This is a genomic window from Shimia gijangensis, assembly GCF_900142085.1.
Classification (GTDB): domain Bacteria; phylum Pseudomonadota; class Alphaproteobacteria; order Rhodobacterales; family Rhodobacteraceae; genus Shimia; species Shimia gijangensis.
The window spans coordinates 44,179-59,048 of the sequence record NZ_FQZQ01000008.1; the positions used below are offsets into that span (position 1 = coordinate 44,179).

The window sequence follows — 14,870 nt, forward strand, 5'->3', positions numbered from 1 at the left end:
TCAACCATGCTGGATTCCGCGATCGCGTCCATCGAAAACCTAAGAGTCGAATTTCAAACCAAGTCAGGTCCGGTTGTTGGCGTCGAAGATGTCTCGTTCAAGGTCAATCCGGGCGAAACTGTTTGTATCGTTGGGGAATCTGGCTCTGGTAAGTCGGTCTCAAGCCTGTCTTTGATGCGCCTTGTAGAGTTCGGTGGCGGCAAAATTGCCGGGGGTCGTATGATCTTTGACCGCAAGGATGCGGACAATGTCGATCTGGCCGAAACCGGTCAGGATTTGATGAGGACGATTCGCGGTAATGAGATCGGAATGATCTTTCAGGAGCCGATGACCGCGTTAAATCCGGTATTTTCGGTTGGCCGTCAGTTGACCGAAGGATTGCGACTGCACAAAGGAATGTCTAAGCAAGAGGCCGAAGAACGCGCGCTAGAACTGATGAAGCAGGTGCGGATTCCAGAGCCAGAAAGACGCCTCAAGCAGTATCCGCACGAATTGTCCGGTGGTATGCGCCAGCGGGTTGTGATTGCCATGGCCATGGCGTGCGAACCTCGGCTTTTGATTGCGGATGAACCGACAACGGCATTGGATGTAACCATTCAGGCTGAAATTCTTGCGCTGATGGATCGTCTGAAGCGCGAAACCGGCACGGCGGTGATGTTTATCACCCACGATATGGCCGTGGTCGCCCAGATGGCAGATCGCGTCGTGGTGATGTTTCGCGGCAAAAAGGTCGAAGAGGGCACGGTCGAAGAAATCTTTGAAAACCCACAGCACAACTATACCAAGGCATTATTGGCCGCGGTGCCAAAGCTGGGTGAGATGACAGGCACGGATTTGCCCGCGCCCATGAAATTGTTTGGCGATAATACCCACAGTACTGACCCTATCCCTGGGTCGGACGAGCCAATCCTGACAGTAAAAAATCTGACCACGCGCTTTCCAGTGCAAGGCGGATTGCTCCGCCGGACCGTGGCCAATGTGCATGCGGTTGAAGACGTGTCATTTACCTTGAACAAGGGCCAGACGCTGTCTTTGGTTGGCGAATCTGGGTGTGGCAAGTCCACGGCGGGGCGGTCGATTTTGCGTTTGGTTGAACCGCAGTCAGGACATGTCGAATTTGATTGTTGCGATGTTCTGGACTTGAATCAAAAGGACTTGCACAGGGTTCGCCAGGATATGCAGATGATCTTTCAGGATCCTTTTGCGTCGCTCAACCCACAGATGCAGTTGATGGAACAAGTCGCTGAGCCGATGCGTAACTATAACACCCATTCGGGCAGCGAGTTGCAGGACCGTGTGGCGATGCTGTTTGACCGGGTAGAGCTGCCACGCAGTTTCATGAAGCGCTATCCGCACGAATTGTCCGGTGGTCAACGCCAGAGAATTGCGATCGCACGCGCTTTGGCGCTGAACCCGAAATTGATTGTATCTGACGAGGCTGTTTCAGCGTTGGATGTGTCGGTGCAGGCGCAAGTTTTGAACCTGATGATGGAGCTTCAGGCCGAATTGGGTCTGAGTTACCTGTTCATCAGCCACGATATGGCGGTGGTTGAACGGGTCAGTCACTATGTCGGCGTGATGTATCTGGGTCGTATAGTCGAGATTGGCCCGCGCCGAGAGGTTTTTGAAAACCCACAGCATCCATATACTCAGGCCTTGATGAAAGCGGTGCCAATTGCCGATCCGCGCCAAAGAAAGTCGGAGAAAGACTTGAACTTTAAACCGATTCCGTCCCCTATCCATCCCATCGGTTACGAAGCGGCGCCAAGCGAATATCGCGAAGTGTCACCTGGCCACCTGATTCTGACCACAGATAGCGGATATTGACCCAATGGCTGAACGCCTATCGCCCCGCGCGATCCTAGATAAACTTGTCTCTTTTCCTACTGTTAGCCATGACAGCAACCTTCCATTGATCGAATGGGTCGATAATTATTTGACCAGTCATGGAATTGCCGCGCATCGCCATTACAACGAAGACAATGAAAAGGCTGCGATCTTTGCCCATGTCGGGCCGATGATTGAAGGCGGCATTGTGATGTCAGGCCACACGGATGTTGTACCGATCGAAGGTCAACCATGGGGCACGGACCCCTATGAGGTGGTCGAAAAAGATGGCAAGCTGTTCGGACGCGGCACTTGCGACATGAAAGGGTTCGATGCGTTGGCGATCTGGGCCATGGTCGAAGGGCATTATGGCGTTCTCAAGCGCCCGTTGCAGATCGCACTGAGTTACGACGAAGAGATCGGATGCGCCGGAGCGCCGCCATTGATCGACGCGATGGGGCCAATTGTGCCAAAGGCAAGTGCCGTTATCGTTGGCGAGCCATCGATGATGCAAGCCGTCACTGGTCACAAGGGCGGTTGTGGATTCCATGTGCATATGCGCGGCTTTGAAGTGCATTCATCACTCATGCACACTGGGGTGAATGCAATTATGTCCGGGGCCAAGCTGATTGAATGGGCCAACGACATGAACACGGCCAATATCGCACAAGAGCCCAGCGAAATTGATGCTGTGTTCGAACCGCCTTGGACCACGGTGCATGTCGGGACCATTTCGGGTGGCACGGCTCATAACATAACTGCACTAGATTGCCATTTTGGGCTCGATTTTCGCTGCGTTCCCGGCGAAAGTGCGGAAGACTGGAAAGCCCGCTTTCGCGCCAAAGTGGCCGAAGTTGAGACCGAAATGCAGGCCGTGCAGCCTTCGGCGCATATTGCGTTGGAAGAAATGTTCGATGTTCCTGCTCTGACACCAGAACAAGAAGGTGAGGCCGAAATGATCGTGCGCCGCCTGACTGGCGACAACGCCAAACGGGTGGTTAGTTATGGTACCGAGGCCGGGCATTTCCAGAACGCGGGCTATTCTGCCGTGATTTGCGGCCCAGGTGATATTGCGCAAGCCCATCAGCCGAATGAATACCTGACCGTCGCCCAGTTCGAAGCAGGGCAGGCGTTTATGCAGCGATTGCTTGAATTGTTGAGAGGCTAAATCGCTATGGCTGGTTTTCCGATCACGCTGACCAGTCCGGTCGAACATTGTGGTCCTTTGCCGAAAGAAGCCGACGTTGTTATCATCGGTGGCGGTGTGATTGGGGTCTCTGCTGCTTATTACCTTGCAAAAAAGGGTCTGAAACCAGTCGTCCTGGAAAAGGGGCGTATCGCGGGCGAGCAATCGGCGCGCAATTGGGGGTGGATTCGCCAGCAGGGCCGCGATCTGGCAGAATTGCCGATCATGATTGAGGCCAATCGCCTTTGGGCAGATATTGCTGAAGAGGTCGAACAAGACATTGGCCTGACCACCTGCGGTCTAACTTATTTTTCCGAAAGCGATGCAGAAACCGCATCTTACGAAGAATGGCTGGCCAAGGCCGTCCCGATGGGGGTGGATAGCCACCTTTTGTCTTCCAAAGAACTGGCCGAACTGATCCCCGGCATGACCCGAACGTATTCCGCTGCTTTGCACACGCCCTCGGACATGAAGGCCGAACCGTGGGTGGCTGTGCCAGCATTGGCGCGCGCTGCGGTTAAAGCTGGTGCGGAGATTGTCGAAAACTGTGCGGCACGAACCTTGGATCGATCTGCCGGACGGGTGAGCGGCGTTGTCACGGAGCAAGGTCTGATCAAAGCGCCTCAGGTAATTGTCGCGGGCGGTGCATGGTCCGCCCTGTTTTTGCGCAACGAAGGGGTGAACATCCCACAGTTGTCTGTGCGTGCCACGGTTGCGACAACCGAAGCCTTGCCTGATGTGTTTCAGGGGGGAGCCGTAAGTGCGCGCCTAGCATTTCGACGACGTCAGGATGGAGGCTATACGTTGGCTTCGGCAGGCTATCACGAGATTTTTGTTGGCCCAGACGCATTGCGTCATACACCCAAATACTTACGCCAAGCGCTACGTGATCCGCTTTCTCGCGCCTATCGTCCAGTGGCTCCAAAAGGGTTTCCTGATGGTTGGGGTACGGCGCGTCGCTGGGCTGGGGACGTGACGTCTCCTTTTGAGAAATTGCGTATTCTTGACCCAGCGCCGCATACCGGCAAGGTCGAAGAGATACGCAAGGCCTTTGCTTCGTTGTTGCCCATCGTCGGAGAGGTCAAAATCGCCGCCAGTTGGGCGGGGATGATCGACACTATGCCCGATGTCGTTCCAGTGGTGGATCAGGCCCCGATTGAAGGCCTGAGCGTCTGCACCGGCATGTGTGGTCATGGTTTTGGTATCGGTCCAGCCTTTGGGCGGATCATGTCGGATATGGTAAGTGGCGGTGACATTGGTCACAATTTATCGCGCTTTCGGTTTTCGCGATTTTCGGATGGGTCAAAGCTTGAATTGGGGCCAGACCTATAGGTTTTGAAATTCTTGAGGGATAAGAAATGCCAACCAAAAACAGCTTTGCAGAAATGCACGATGAGATCACCGGATGGCGTCGCCACCTACACGAAAACCCGGAACTTCAATTTGACGTTCACGAAACCGCTGCGTTTGTACAAAAGCGCCTGAAAGAGTTCGGCGTTGACGAAATCACACCCGGCATAGGCCGGACCGGAGTTGTGGCCGTTATCAAAGGTCGTCAGGACACCAAAGGGCGTGTCATAGGACTGCGCGCAGATATGGACGCGTTGCCAATCCATGAGGCAACGGGGCTGGACTACGCGTCGAAAACAGATGGAAAGATGCATGCCTGCGGCCACGATGGCCACACGGCCATGTTGCTTGGCGCGGCCAAATATCTGTCAGAGACCCGCAACTTTGATGGCACCGCTGTGTTGATCTTTCAGCCGGCCGAAGAAGGCGGTGGTGGCGGCAAAGAGATGTGCGACGACGGTATGATGGATCGTTGGAACATTCAGGAAGTCTATGGCCTGCACAATATGCCGGGGTTTCCGGTGGGCCAGTTCGCCATTCGCTCTGGTGCCTTGCTGGCATCTGCCGATGAGTTTGAGATCGTCGTGACTGGCAAAGGTGGCCATGCCGCAGCCCCTCACGAGGCCGTGGATGCGACGTTGGCTGCCTCTCAGATTGTGGTAACACTGCAGTCGGTTGTGGCACGTAGTGTGAACCCGATCCACCGGGTTGTGGTAACGGTTGGGACGTTTGAGACAGACAGTGCCGCGTCCAATATCATCGCGCATACGGTTCGGATGAAGGGCACGGTGCGTACGCTGGATCCCGAAAACCGAGAGCTGGCAGAGGAACGTATCCGCCGTGTCGCCGAAGATACAGCATCGGCATTTGGCGCAAAAGCCGAGATGACCTGGACGGTAGGATATCCGGCGACAATCAACCACGAGGCCGAGACAGTCTATGCTGCTGAAGCTGCGCGCGCTGTGTCAGGGGATGTGATCGACAATGTCGATCCGATTATGCCTGCCGAGGATTTCTCGTTCATGCTTGAAGAGCGCCCCGGAGCCTATATCTTTCTTGGAAATGGCGACACAATGATGTGTCACCATCCCGAATACAACTTTGATGATGATGCGATCCCTGCTGGGTGTAGCTGGTTTGCAGAGATGGTCGAACGCCGCATGGCGCTGGACTGAAAATTATTCCTTTGAGGAGCGAGACGAGATGCCCGTAAAGAACCGATTTGCCGAGTTGCAGTCCGAAATCACCGAATGGCGCCGCGATATTCACGCCCATCCTGAAATTCTGTTTGAAACCCATCGTACCAGTGCTTTGGTCGCTGAAAAGCTAGGGGAATTTGGCTGCGACGAAGTGGTGACAGGCATTGGTCGGACCGGTGTTGTGGGCGTGATTAAGGGTAAATCCACCGGTTCAGGAAAAGTGATCGCATTGCGCGCCGACATGGATGCGCTGCCGATCCATGAAGCCACCGGATTGGGCTATGCGTCAAAAACCGATGGAGCCATGCACGCCTGTGGTCACGACGGACACACAGCGATGTTGTTGGGAGCGGCGAAATACTTGTCCGAAACCCGCAATTTCGACGGTACGGTTGTGCTGATCTTTCAGCCCGCCGAAGAAGGCGGCGGCGGCGGCAAGGAAATGTGCGATGACGGCATGATGGATCGCTGGGGCATTCAGGAAGTTTACGGAATGCACAACTGGCCGGGCAGGCCTGTGGGATCATTCTCGATCCGTCCAGGCGCGTTTTTTGCCGCGACCGATACGTTCGAGATCGAATTCGAAGGCAAGGGTGGCCACGCTGCCAAGCCCAATGAAACTGTCGATACCACTGTGATGGCGTCGCAAGCTGTGATCGCGATGCAGTCGATTGTCAGCCGCAACGCCGACCCAGTCGATCAGATCGTAGTATCGGTTACGTCTTTTGAAACCTCTTCCAACGCGTTCAATGTGATCCCGCAAAAAGTGCAGCTGAAAGGCACCGTGCGGACCATGAGCCACGCCATGCGAGATCTTGCAGAGACACGCATCAAAGAGGTTTGCACCGGCATTGCCTCAACTTTTGGCGGCTCCGTGGCAGTGAACTATCTCCGCGGCTATCCGGTCATGGTGAATTCGGACCAGCAAACCGAATTTGCCGCAGAAGTGGCCAAATCAGTGAGCGGAGCTTGTGATGACGCCCCATTGGTCATGGGGGGCGAGGATTTCGCCTTTATGCTTGAAGAGCGCCCCGGCGCCTACATCCTTGTGGGCAATGGTGACACTGCGATGGTCCACCATCCCGAGTACAACTTTAATGACGAAGCCATCCCGGCGGGGTGCAGCTGGTGGGCGGAAATTGCCGAACAACGGATGCCTGCGGGCTAATCCGAGCGCTATTGAGAGGCGTTGTCCCTCAAGCTGGCTTTGCAATATGGCAACGCTTATTTCAGGATGATTTAGGCCAGATGACGGCTTGAGACTTTACCCTGCAATAGGATAGGGCGGGTGCAAGCAAGGGAGCATATCGATGACGGATGAAATTCTGGCAACAGTGAGCGCCTCTGCTCCGCGCCGCTGGCTTGGGGTCGGAGTCATGGCGCTTTTGGGGGCGTTATTGCTTTATGTGGCGTTTGCAATCCCACCCGGTAAATTCTTGTGGCAAGCCTTTCTTGTGGTGTTGGGGCTGGCTGCTCTAGCTTTGGCTGAGAAAACGCGCAGGGCTACTGAACGTGTTATTGAACTCACTGCCGAAGGCTTGCGCGATAGTGCTGGCGAAATGGTGGCCTCGATTGAACAGATTGACCGGATAGAACGCGGCACCTTTGCGATGAAGCCGTCAAACGGATTTTTGGTCCGCCTAAAAACGCCAAGGGCCCGGCGCTGGTTGCCGGGCCTCTGGTGGGCCACGGGGCGCCGGGTTGGGATTGGCGGTGTGACGCCAGGATCTCAGACCAAATTCATGGCGCAGATGTTGGAAGCGATGCTTGCTGAAAGAAACTAAGAATTTCCCAACTCTCTATCCCACACCAATTGGGATGCAAAGCGAGGACGGGTAAATACAAAAGTCGTCAAGTTCTGGTCACCGAGACCAACGTTTAGACTTGGTTCGTAAGTGGATTTTGTTTCCACCAAAATAAGCGTTTCTCCATCCACCATTTCCGGCAGCTTCGCAACGATCTCAGGCAATTCGGATTCATTTAGTGGTTCAATATTGCCCTGCGCATTCGACCACTCCATTTCGTATTGCTCTCTTACGCGGCTGTACGAAATAACTGTTGTGCGAAGGCCAGATGCCGAATCTGATTCCGCGAGCAGATCAAAAAGACTTTTGGCACTCGCCATGTAGGTCTCTGTTATTGCGCCAGTTTCCCTGGAAAACATATCCGATACTACAAAGGCGGCTTTTTCGGTCAAAGCACGTGTCCGGTAGGCATCAAAGAACACCCACATCGCAATAAAAGACCACAGCAATAAAGGTAGGATTATGGCGGCTTCGACGGAAACGGAACCCGACACATCACGAGAGAATCTGCGGCGAAATTTCAGGAGTTTCTTGAACATAACTACGAGGGCTCCTGTACAAATGCAGAAATTGCAACGATCGCAACGTCGCCGGAACTGTCACGCTGCATCAACGAGCTCATTCCAATATTTTCGAACAAAGTTTCATACTTAGCGCAAATCCGTACAACCATCAGATCGTTATCCATACCATTGTGGAACGTTGTAACGGGATCAACTTCTTCGGCACGGTTGGTACATGTCGTCGTTTCTGCAATATCGTACCAAGCCCGAGGGTCGATGTTGTAAAGCTCGATTGCGATGTTGTTTTGGCAGCCTGGGATTGCACCGGTTTCATCGCAGATCATGGTTTTGAGTTCTTCGTGTGTCGGAGAGTTACCCGTTGACAGACGTACGTCTCGGACTACGACATCCAAAGCGCGCTCTACCAATGCTGATTTAATTGTGAACACGCCAAGCTCGATCGAAGATAACATAATGAAAATGAAAACCGGGAAAAGGATCACAAACTCAATCGTGGCATTTCCTGTCTCGGATTTACGAAGGCTTTTCAGCCAATGTTTGATCGTTGTTTTCATTGTGTCAGCTTCAATTGTCTGATGGATACAGAGATTGCGTCAAACGCATCCCCAATTTCAGCGCCATCCGCCTCAAAGAAATGGTTCGGCGTGCTGGCACATCTTTCCAGAACCCTTTTCCCCTGTCTCGGAGCCTCAAAACCGATAGAATAGACAAATATTCCTTCGTCTTTTGCTGCGTCGCAAATGTGATTTGTAAACTGGTTCTTTGCTGCGGTTTCGAGTTTTGAGAAAGCCGACGTTACCCAGTCGGCCCACGCGCTGGAGGTGAACTCGTAATTGTATTCTGCGTTCCACTTCAGCGAGACTTGATTGAAAAGCTCTGGATAGGTTAGTCGAACTGCTGTTCCATCTTCAGTTTGTGTTGCACAGTTTTCAATTCCGTTACTATCAGTGCTGCAAGCCTGATGTGTTCCATTCCCATAGGGATGGTCATTCCATGAGTCGTCGTGGGGCCAATAGTACATAGGCGTACCATTTGAATGGTAGACGGAATACTTGCCTTCTTCGGCGTTGTACCAGACGTCTGAGTTGCCTTCGCGCAACGATGGATTCAGCATATATTGATCCGTGTTGTAGCCATCGGACATCACAATAGCGATCTTGAGTACGTCAGTATTGCTGTACTCGACGGGCCTATTGCTGAAATCTCCGCTGACCAATCCCTGGTCTATCAATCCGCCAATCGCAATACGGCTGCTCGGATCAAGTAACGCGACGCCCCACTTCATACCCATATCAATGGAAGTGTTGCCTCCGGCGCTCATACCATTGATGTAAGCTTGCAGGGTACTAATGTTGTTCTGAAATGGCAGGATCGCACTGCTTGCACGCACTGGGCATACCGGACTTGAGATAGTGCCTTCGCTATACGACCAAGGATCAAAATGCCCGGTTCTATCTAGTGGATCTGTCAGGTCGATATCCGATTTGCTGAACTGATCTGCAACAAAATCAACACAATGAGAGTAATTGTGTTCCGTTGAAATGTTGTACTGGTCCAGCAGTTCTTCTCCTGCGTTCACCTGAGTAGCGTAAGGAATGATCGAAATAGACACCGATCCTAAATCAGCCTCGCTAAGCACGTCAGAAACAAACTGATTGGCCGCTGTCTTAAGGTGACCCAAGCGGCCATATGATCCCATCGACCCAGAAATATCCAAAATGAGGGAGATCTCCACAGCACCAATGCTTTCTTCCGCGATGCCGCTGGCTGATACTGACAGGGTGTCAATGCCAAACATTTTCATGAAATTAGTTGAAACCGGGCGAGAAGCGCTGGCTTGTACACGCCTCATGTTGATGCCGTCTTCAATTTCAACAGAAGCAAGGTACTCTTCCATTTGTGATTTGTTGAAGTAGTCTTGTACGACATCCCGGGGCGCGCGCTCCTGTTCCAAATCAGCCGCTGCCAAAATGGAACGGTCAATTGTGTGCTGCAAACGGGTGCGTTTCATTTCGGAACGCATGATGTCGATGCCGATGCCACCGATCATAACAATGATTAGGAACAGGAAGACCGCGAAACCGACAATGGCGCCGCTTTCGTCACTCGCGAAATTCCGCAACCAACCGCGACGATATGCTCGCAAGGATTGCTGCATTTTTCCTGTCAGGTCTTTTCTAAACAGAGGCATTTTTTTTCACCTTTTAGCTCAAAGCGACTTTGGGAAATGCTTTTGCCAAACCCACTGCGCCACGATCTTTATGACTCTGAAATACGGCGAAACTAGGGCGGAAAATGTCCTGAAGTGGGGGGTTTTTGGATAATTAACAGTGACTTGTGAACAATAAGGTTGTGCAGAACGGAACTGTTTACAAATTGGAAAATCAGTAAAAAGGGAAGCCGTGCGGGCAAAAAATTACTCGCCAGTTAAAGAAAACCCGTCATAGTGTGCCTAATAATTGTGCAAACATGATGAGTCGCAATTGATCCATTGAGAGGAACAAAATGAACATCCCTAAAGAGCCGAGTTTTCGTGAAAGTGTTGATCTGATGTTCAACCGTGCGGTCGCTTTGATGGACTTGCCGCCAGGGCTCGAAGAAAAAATTCGCGTTTGTAATGCGACCTATACCGTACGCTTTGGCGTGCGATTGCGTGGGCAAATGCAAACGTTCACGGGCTATCGTTCTGTCCACTCGGAACACAAAGAGCCGGTCAAGGGTGGCATTCGCTTTGCGATGGGGGTCAATCAGGATGAGGTTGAGGCGCTGGCTGCCCTGATGACCTATAAATGTGCCTTGGTTGAAGCGCCCTTTGGTGGCTCAAAAGGTGGGTTGCGCATTGACCCGCGCCAATATGATGAACATGAGCTTGAGAGGATCACGCGGCGGTTTACCTATGAGTTGGCCAAACGCGACCTGATTCACCCTTCGCAAAACGTTCCGGCGCCAGACATGGGGACCGGCGAGCGCGAGATGGCCTGGATTGCGGACCAATACGCCCGAATGAACACCACAGATATCAACGCCACCGCCTGCGTCACTGGAAAGCCGCTGAATGCGGGTGGCATCTCGGGGCGGGTCGAAGCGACCGGGCGTGGGGTGCAATATGCGCTGCGCGAATTCTTCCGAGACGAGCGCGATATGGCAAAGGCTGGTCTGACTGGATCGCTGGATGGCAAACGTGTGATTGTACAGGGCTTGGGCAATGTAGGCTATCACGCTGCCAAATTCCTAAGCCAGGAAGATGGAGCGATCATCACAGGCATCATCGAATGGGATGGGGCGCTTTTCAACGAAAAAGGCCTCGACGTGGATGCTGTGCGCGCGTGGATCGTCAAGAACGGTGGTGTCACCGGCTTTCCTGACGCGGTTCACACCTCTGATGGTGGTGCTGTTCTTGAAGAAGAGTGCGACATTCTTATTCCTGCAGCACTTGAAGCTGTGATCAACCTGACCAATGCGGACAAGATCAAAGCGCCTTTGATCATTGAAGCTGCCAATGGACCAATTACGGCAGGGGCAGATGACATACTGCGCGAAAAAGGCACAGTCATTATTCCGGACATGTACGCCAACGCTGGTGGTGTGACGGTGTCGTATTTTGAATGGGTCAAAAACCTGAGCCATATTCGCTTTGGTCGGATGCAACGCCGCCAGGAAGAAGCACGTCACCAATTGGTTGTGGATGAACTCGAACGTCTTGATCGATACCTCGGTGATGCATGGACCATGTCACCGGATTTCAAAAAGAAATACCTGCGCGGTGCGGACGAGTTGGAACTGGTTCGCTCGGGTCTCGATGACACAATGCGTATTGCTTATCAGTCGATGCGAGATGTCTGGCATGAACGCGCCGACGTGGAAGACTTGCGCACTGCGGCCTATCTTGTGGCGATTGAAAAGGTTGCTGCCAGCTATCGCGCTAAAGGCCTGTAACGGGTGACAGACGTCATTCTTTCTTGCAAATGCGGCACCCTTACGGGGGTGCTGCACGACGTTTCGGCGCAGGCAGGAACTCAGGTTGGGTGCTACTGTAAGGACTGCCAGGCAAACGCCCGGTTTCTCGACGCACGTCACGTTTTGGATGCGCGCGGCGGCACATTTCTTTTTCAGACATTGCCTTCAAAGTTGGAACTGCGCACCGGTCAAGAGCATTTGGCGTGCTTGCGTTTGTCTCCAAAAGGGTTGCTGCGCTGGTACGCAGATTGCTGTGATACCCCTATGTTTAATACGCTGACAAAACCGTCTTTGCCGTTTGTCGGAGTGCTTTGTTCTGCAATGGTGGACCCGAAGTCCGACGCTGCAATCGGCCCAGTGGTGGCTATGAACGCAGTGGAATGCGCGGCGCCCGGACCAGAAGCTCTTACATCTTTTGGAATTTCGAAAGCGATTTGGCGGTTCTTAACGCGTGCTGTTTTTGCAAAGTTGCGGCGCGATCGGGCGACGCCGTTCTTCCAGCCTGATGGTTCGCCGGCTGTCACGCCCAAAATCCTGACGCTTGAAGAGCGTCGCATAGCGACGCCAGATTAAAAAAACATTTCTTGTGACTTTGTGCGACGGAAACATAAGTTGTCATCGTACAAGTGAAAATGGGCTTCATAGAGCCTGTCTCAAAAAAATTCGAGGGCGAGATGTCTGCAAACCACAAACGGCTGCTGTTGCAGGCTGCCATACCACTATTGTTGACCGCTGGAACCACAGTTCAAGCTCAACAACAACGTACCGGATGGGCAACCGTTGTTGATGGCTTGGCACTCTATCAATTAGACGCAGATCTGAGCGGTGGGGGGGAGTTTTCGGTGAATCGCAGCTTTTTGCGCGCAGGGAAGCTGTATCGCAGCGAAGACGGCGTCTCTTACGGATTATTCCTTAGTTACGGCGAATTGTCTTATGATTTTGACACAAGCACCGCCGCGCCTTGGGGTGACATACGTGATGTGCGCATCTCGGTGCCGATCCGTTTCCCGGTCAGTGATACGGCGACGGTATTTCTTTCACCGCAAGTCCGGTGGGACTATGAAAAGGGTGTAAGTGCGTCGGACGGTCGAACTTATGGCGTGTTTGCAGGCGTCACCTGGCAATTGGGAAACGACCTTCAGATCGGACCGGCCTTTGGAGCTTTCACCGAATTGGGTTCGGATGACATAGAACTGTTCCCGGCGCTTTTGGTGAACTGGGAGATCTCTGAAAAATGGAGCCTGAGCACAGGCGGCGGTCTGGGCGCCTCTCAGGGCCCCGGTGTTTCCCTGACTTACGATCACAGCCGCGCCACAAGCTTTTCGCTGTCTACACGTGCTGAGAAAACCCGGTTTCGTCTCGACAATTCGGGACTTGCCCCGGGTGGCATCGGCGAAGACACCAGCCTTCCGGTGGTGTTCTCGTTTAATTATCACCCCAACCCGCGAATGTCTTTTGGTGCCTATATCGGCGCCGAGTTTGATGGGGAGCTAACTTTGGAAGATACCAGTGGTGCGACCGTCAGCACTCAGTCCTATGGGACGGCTCCGATTGCGGGCTTGATATTCCGAGTTCGTTTCTGACTAAGACTGCTCCAGGATTGCGTAGAGCACGAATAACAAATCAATAGCATCCTTCGACAGGCAACCAAAGTTAGAGCAAATTCGGCATCGCCTGTCGCAAAACACCAAGTAGATCCTGTTCGCGCATTGCACTTTGCCATCAAGCCGGGTTTCAATGGCGGTGATCTGACGGGAGTGAATCATGCGCTTTTCTGGGTGGAAAGTTATCAAAGAGGGATTGTCTGGCAACAAAGGGTGGGGGGCACATTGGCGTGATGCCCAGCCTAAACCGGAATATGACGCGATTATTATCGGTGGTGGTGGTCATGGTTTGTCGACGGCTTATTATCTGGCCAAGAACCACGGCTTGACCAATATTGCGGTTGTTGAAAAAGGCTATCTTGGTGGCGGAAATGTTGGACGCAATACCACCATTGTTCGGGCCAATTATTTTCTTCAAGGCAACTCAGAATTCTATTCGCACTCGCTGAAACTGTGGGAAGGGCTGGAAGAAGACCTGAACTACAACGTCATGCATTCCCAGCGCGGCCTAATCAATCTTTTCCATTCGGACGGTCAGCGTGACGCCTTTGCACGCCGAGGCAATATGATGGTTAATCAAGGCGATGACGCGATCCTGCTGGACCGCGAAGGGGTGCGCAAACATCTGCCGTATCTGGACTTTGAACAAACCCGGTTTCCGATCTTTGGCGGGCTTTATCATCCTCGCGGCGGTACAGCACGTCATGATGCCGTGGCATGGGGTTATGCACGCGGCGCGTCGGATCGCGGTGTGGACCTGATCCAGAACTGCGAAGTCACCGACATTGATATCGAAGGCGGTGTTGTCAAAGGTGTGCAGACCACGCGTGGCCCCATCAAGGCCAAGAAAGTTGGCATCGTTGTGGCGGGCCGTTCGGGGCAGGTGGCCGCCATGGCCGGACGCCGTCTGCCGATCGAAAGTCACGTGCTGCAGGCCTTTGTGACCGAAGGCCTAAAACCTGTGATCGATCATGTTGTCAGCTTTGGTATGGGTCACTTTTATATCAGTCAATCTGACAAGGGTGGTCTGGTTTTCGGTGGTGACCTTGATTTTTATGCCTCATATGCGCAACGCGGCAATCTGCCGATGAAAGAGCATGTGATGGATGCGGGCATGACCCTGATGCCGATGATCGGCAAAGCTAAGGTGCTGCGCTCCTGGGGTGGGATCATGGATATGACGCCTGATGGATCTCCCTTTATTGACAAGATGGACGGAGTCGATGGGCTATTTATTGATTGCGGCTGGAATTACGGCGGCTTCAAAGCGGTTCCCGCGTCAGGTTGGTGCATGGCGCATCTGATGGCCACAGACACACATCACGAGGCTGCGGCCAAATTCCGACTCGACCGGACGCGAACCGGCGTGAACATTCTTGACGAAGAGGGCACGGGCTCTCAACACAACCTGCACTGAG

Annotated in this window: 13 protein-coding genes; 10 read left to right on the forward strand and 3 right to left on the reverse strand. The window is 53.0% G+C overall.

The window, feature by feature from the left end; all coding sequences use genetic code 11:
- The first annotated feature begins 6 nt into the window (after positions 1-6).
- From BUC32_RS08680 to BUC32_RS08705, 6 genes are all read left to right on the forward strand, one after another.
- Positions 7-1,827: an ABC transporter ATP-binding protein gene (locus BUC32_RS08680; RefSeq protein WP_073251660.1), complete on the forward strand. Its 1,821-nt coding sequence runs from the start codon at positions 7-9 to the stop codon at positions 1,825-1,827.
- A gap of 4 nt (positions 1,828-1,831) precedes the next feature.
- Entirely contained in the window at positions 1,832-2,995 is a 1,164-nt protein-coding gene (gene argE, locus BUC32_RS08685) for an acetylornithine deacetylase (protein ID WP_073251662.1), read from the forward strand.
- 6 nt (positions 2,996-3,001) lie between these two features.
- Positions 3,002-4,345 carry an NAD(P)/FAD-dependent oxidoreductase gene (locus tag BUC32_RS08690; RefSeq protein WP_073251664.1) on the forward strand — a complete coding sequence of 448 codons (1,344 nt, stop codon included), beginning with the start codon at positions 3,002-3,004 and terminating at the stop codon, positions 4,343-4,345.
- A 26-nt stretch (positions 4,346-4,371) separates the two neighbouring features.
- Positions 4,372-5,538, forward strand: a complete 1,167-nt coding sequence (locus tag BUC32_RS08695; protein WP_073251666.1) for a M20 aminoacylase family protein — start codon at positions 4,372-4,374, stop codon at positions 5,536-5,538.
- A 28-nt stretch (positions 5,539-5,566) separates the two neighbouring features.
- Positions 5,567-6,730 carry a M20 aminoacylase family protein gene (locus BUC32_RS08700; RefSeq protein ID WP_073251668.1) on the forward strand — a complete coding sequence of 388 codons (1,164 nt, stop codon included), beginning with the start codon at positions 5,567-5,569 and terminating at the stop codon, positions 6,728-6,730.
- Between the two features lie 142 nt (positions 6,731-6,872).
- Entirely contained in the window at positions 6,873-7,346 is a 474-nt protein-coding gene (locus BUC32_RS08705) for a hypothetical protein (RefSeq protein ID WP_073251670.1), read from the forward strand.
- Here BUC32_RS08705 and BUC32_RS08710 read toward each other — a convergent pair.
- From BUC32_RS08710 to BUC32_RS08720, 3 genes are read right to left on the reverse strand one after another with little or no spacing between them, the layout of a single operon-like run.
- Positions 7,343-7,906 (reverse strand): TadE/TadG family type IV pilus assembly protein, encoded by a 564-nt coding sequence (locus tag BUC32_RS08710; RefSeq protein ID WP_073251672.1) that lies wholly within the window; start codon positions 7,904-7,906, stop codon positions 7,343-7,345. The genes BUC32_RS08705 and BUC32_RS08710 overlap by 4 nt on opposite strands.
- Before the next feature lie 2 nt (positions 7,907-7,908).
- Positions 7,909-8,445 carry a TadE/TadG family type IV pilus assembly protein gene (locus tag BUC32_RS08715; RefSeq protein ID WP_073251674.1) on the reverse strand — a complete coding sequence of 179 codons (537 nt, stop codon included), beginning with the start codon at positions 8,443-8,445 and terminating at the stop codon, positions 7,909-7,911.
- Positions 8,442-10,082, reverse strand: a complete 1,641-nt coding sequence (locus BUC32_RS08720) for a pilus assembly protein TadG-related protein (RefSeq protein ID WP_083599285.1) — start codon at positions 10,080-10,082, stop codon at positions 8,442-8,444. The genes BUC32_RS08715 and BUC32_RS08720 overlap by 4 nt, the downstream gene beginning before the upstream one ends.
- Before the next feature lie 314 nt (positions 10,083-10,396).
- On the opposite strand from BUC32_RS08720, the gene BUC32_RS08725 reads away from it, so the two are divergent.
- From BUC32_RS08725 to BUC32_RS08745, 4 genes are all read left to right on the forward strand, one after another.
- Positions 10,397-11,827, forward strand: a complete 1,431-nt coding sequence (locus tag BUC32_RS08725; protein WP_073251675.1) for a Glu/Leu/Phe/Val family dehydrogenase — start codon at positions 10,397-10,399, stop codon at positions 11,825-11,827.
- Between the two features lie 3 nt (positions 11,828-11,830).
- On the forward strand, positions 11,831-12,421 hold the full coding sequence (locus BUC32_RS20800; protein WP_073251677.1) for a DUF6151 family protein: 591 nt from the start codon (positions 11,831-11,833) through the stop codon (positions 12,419-12,421).
- A 101-nt stretch (positions 12,422-12,522) separates the two neighbouring features.
- A complete protein-coding gene (locus BUC32_RS08735) occupies positions 12,523-13,431 on the forward strand; it encodes a hypothetical protein (RefSeq protein ID WP_073251836.1) in 909 nt (302 codons plus the stop codon).
- 181 nt (positions 13,432-13,612) lie between these two features.
- A complete protein-coding gene (locus tag BUC32_RS08745; protein WP_073251680.1) occupies positions 13,613-14,869 on the forward strand; it encodes a sarcosine oxidase subunit beta family protein in 1,257 nt (418 codons plus the stop codon).
- Position 14,870 lies beyond the last annotated feature (1 nt).

Coding starts and splice junctions, on each gene's coding strand:
- BUC32_RS08680 (WP_073251660.1), top strand. CDS start 7: ATGCTGGATTCCGCGATCGCGTCCATCGAAAACCTAAGAGTCGAATTT.
- argE (WP_073251662.1), top strand. CDS start 1,832: ATGGCTGAACGCCTATCGCCCCGCGCGATCCTAGATAAACTTGTCTCT.
- BUC32_RS08690 (WP_073251664.1), top strand. CDS start 3,002: ATGGCTGGTTTTCCGATCACGCTGACCAGTCCGGTCGAACATTGTGGT.
- BUC32_RS08695 (WP_073251666.1), top strand. CDS start 4,372: ATGCCAACCAAAAACAGCTTTGCAGAAATGCACGATGAGATCACCGGA.
- BUC32_RS08700 (WP_073251668.1), top strand. CDS start 5,567: ATGCCCGTAAAGAACCGATTTGCCGAGTTGCAGTCCGAAATCACCGAA.
- BUC32_RS08705 (WP_073251670.1), top strand. CDS start 6,873: ATGACGGATGAAATTCTGGCAACAGTGAGCGCCTCTGCTCCGCGCCGC.
- BUC32_RS08710 (WP_073251672.1), bottom strand. CDS start 7,906: ATGTTCAAGAAACTCCTGAAATTTCGCCGCAGATTCTCTCGTGATGTG.
- BUC32_RS08715 (WP_073251674.1), bottom strand. CDS start 8,445: ATGAAAACAACGATCAAACATTGGCTGAAAAGCCTTCGTAAATCCGAG.
- BUC32_RS08720 (WP_083599285.1), bottom strand. CDS start 10,082: ATGCCTCTGTTTAGAAAAGACCTGACAGGAAAAATGCAGCAATCCTTG.
- BUC32_RS08725 (WP_073251675.1), top strand. CDS start 10,397: ATGAACATCCCTAAAGAGCCGAGTTTTCGTGAAAGTGTTGATCTGATG.
- BUC32_RS08735 (WP_073251836.1), top strand. CDS start 12,523: ATGTCTGCAAACCACAAACGGCTGCTGTTGCAGGCTGCCATACCACTA.
- BUC32_RS08745 (WP_073251680.1), top strand. CDS start 13,613: ATGCGCTTTTCTGGGTGGAAAGTTATCAAAGAGGGATTGTCTGGCAAC.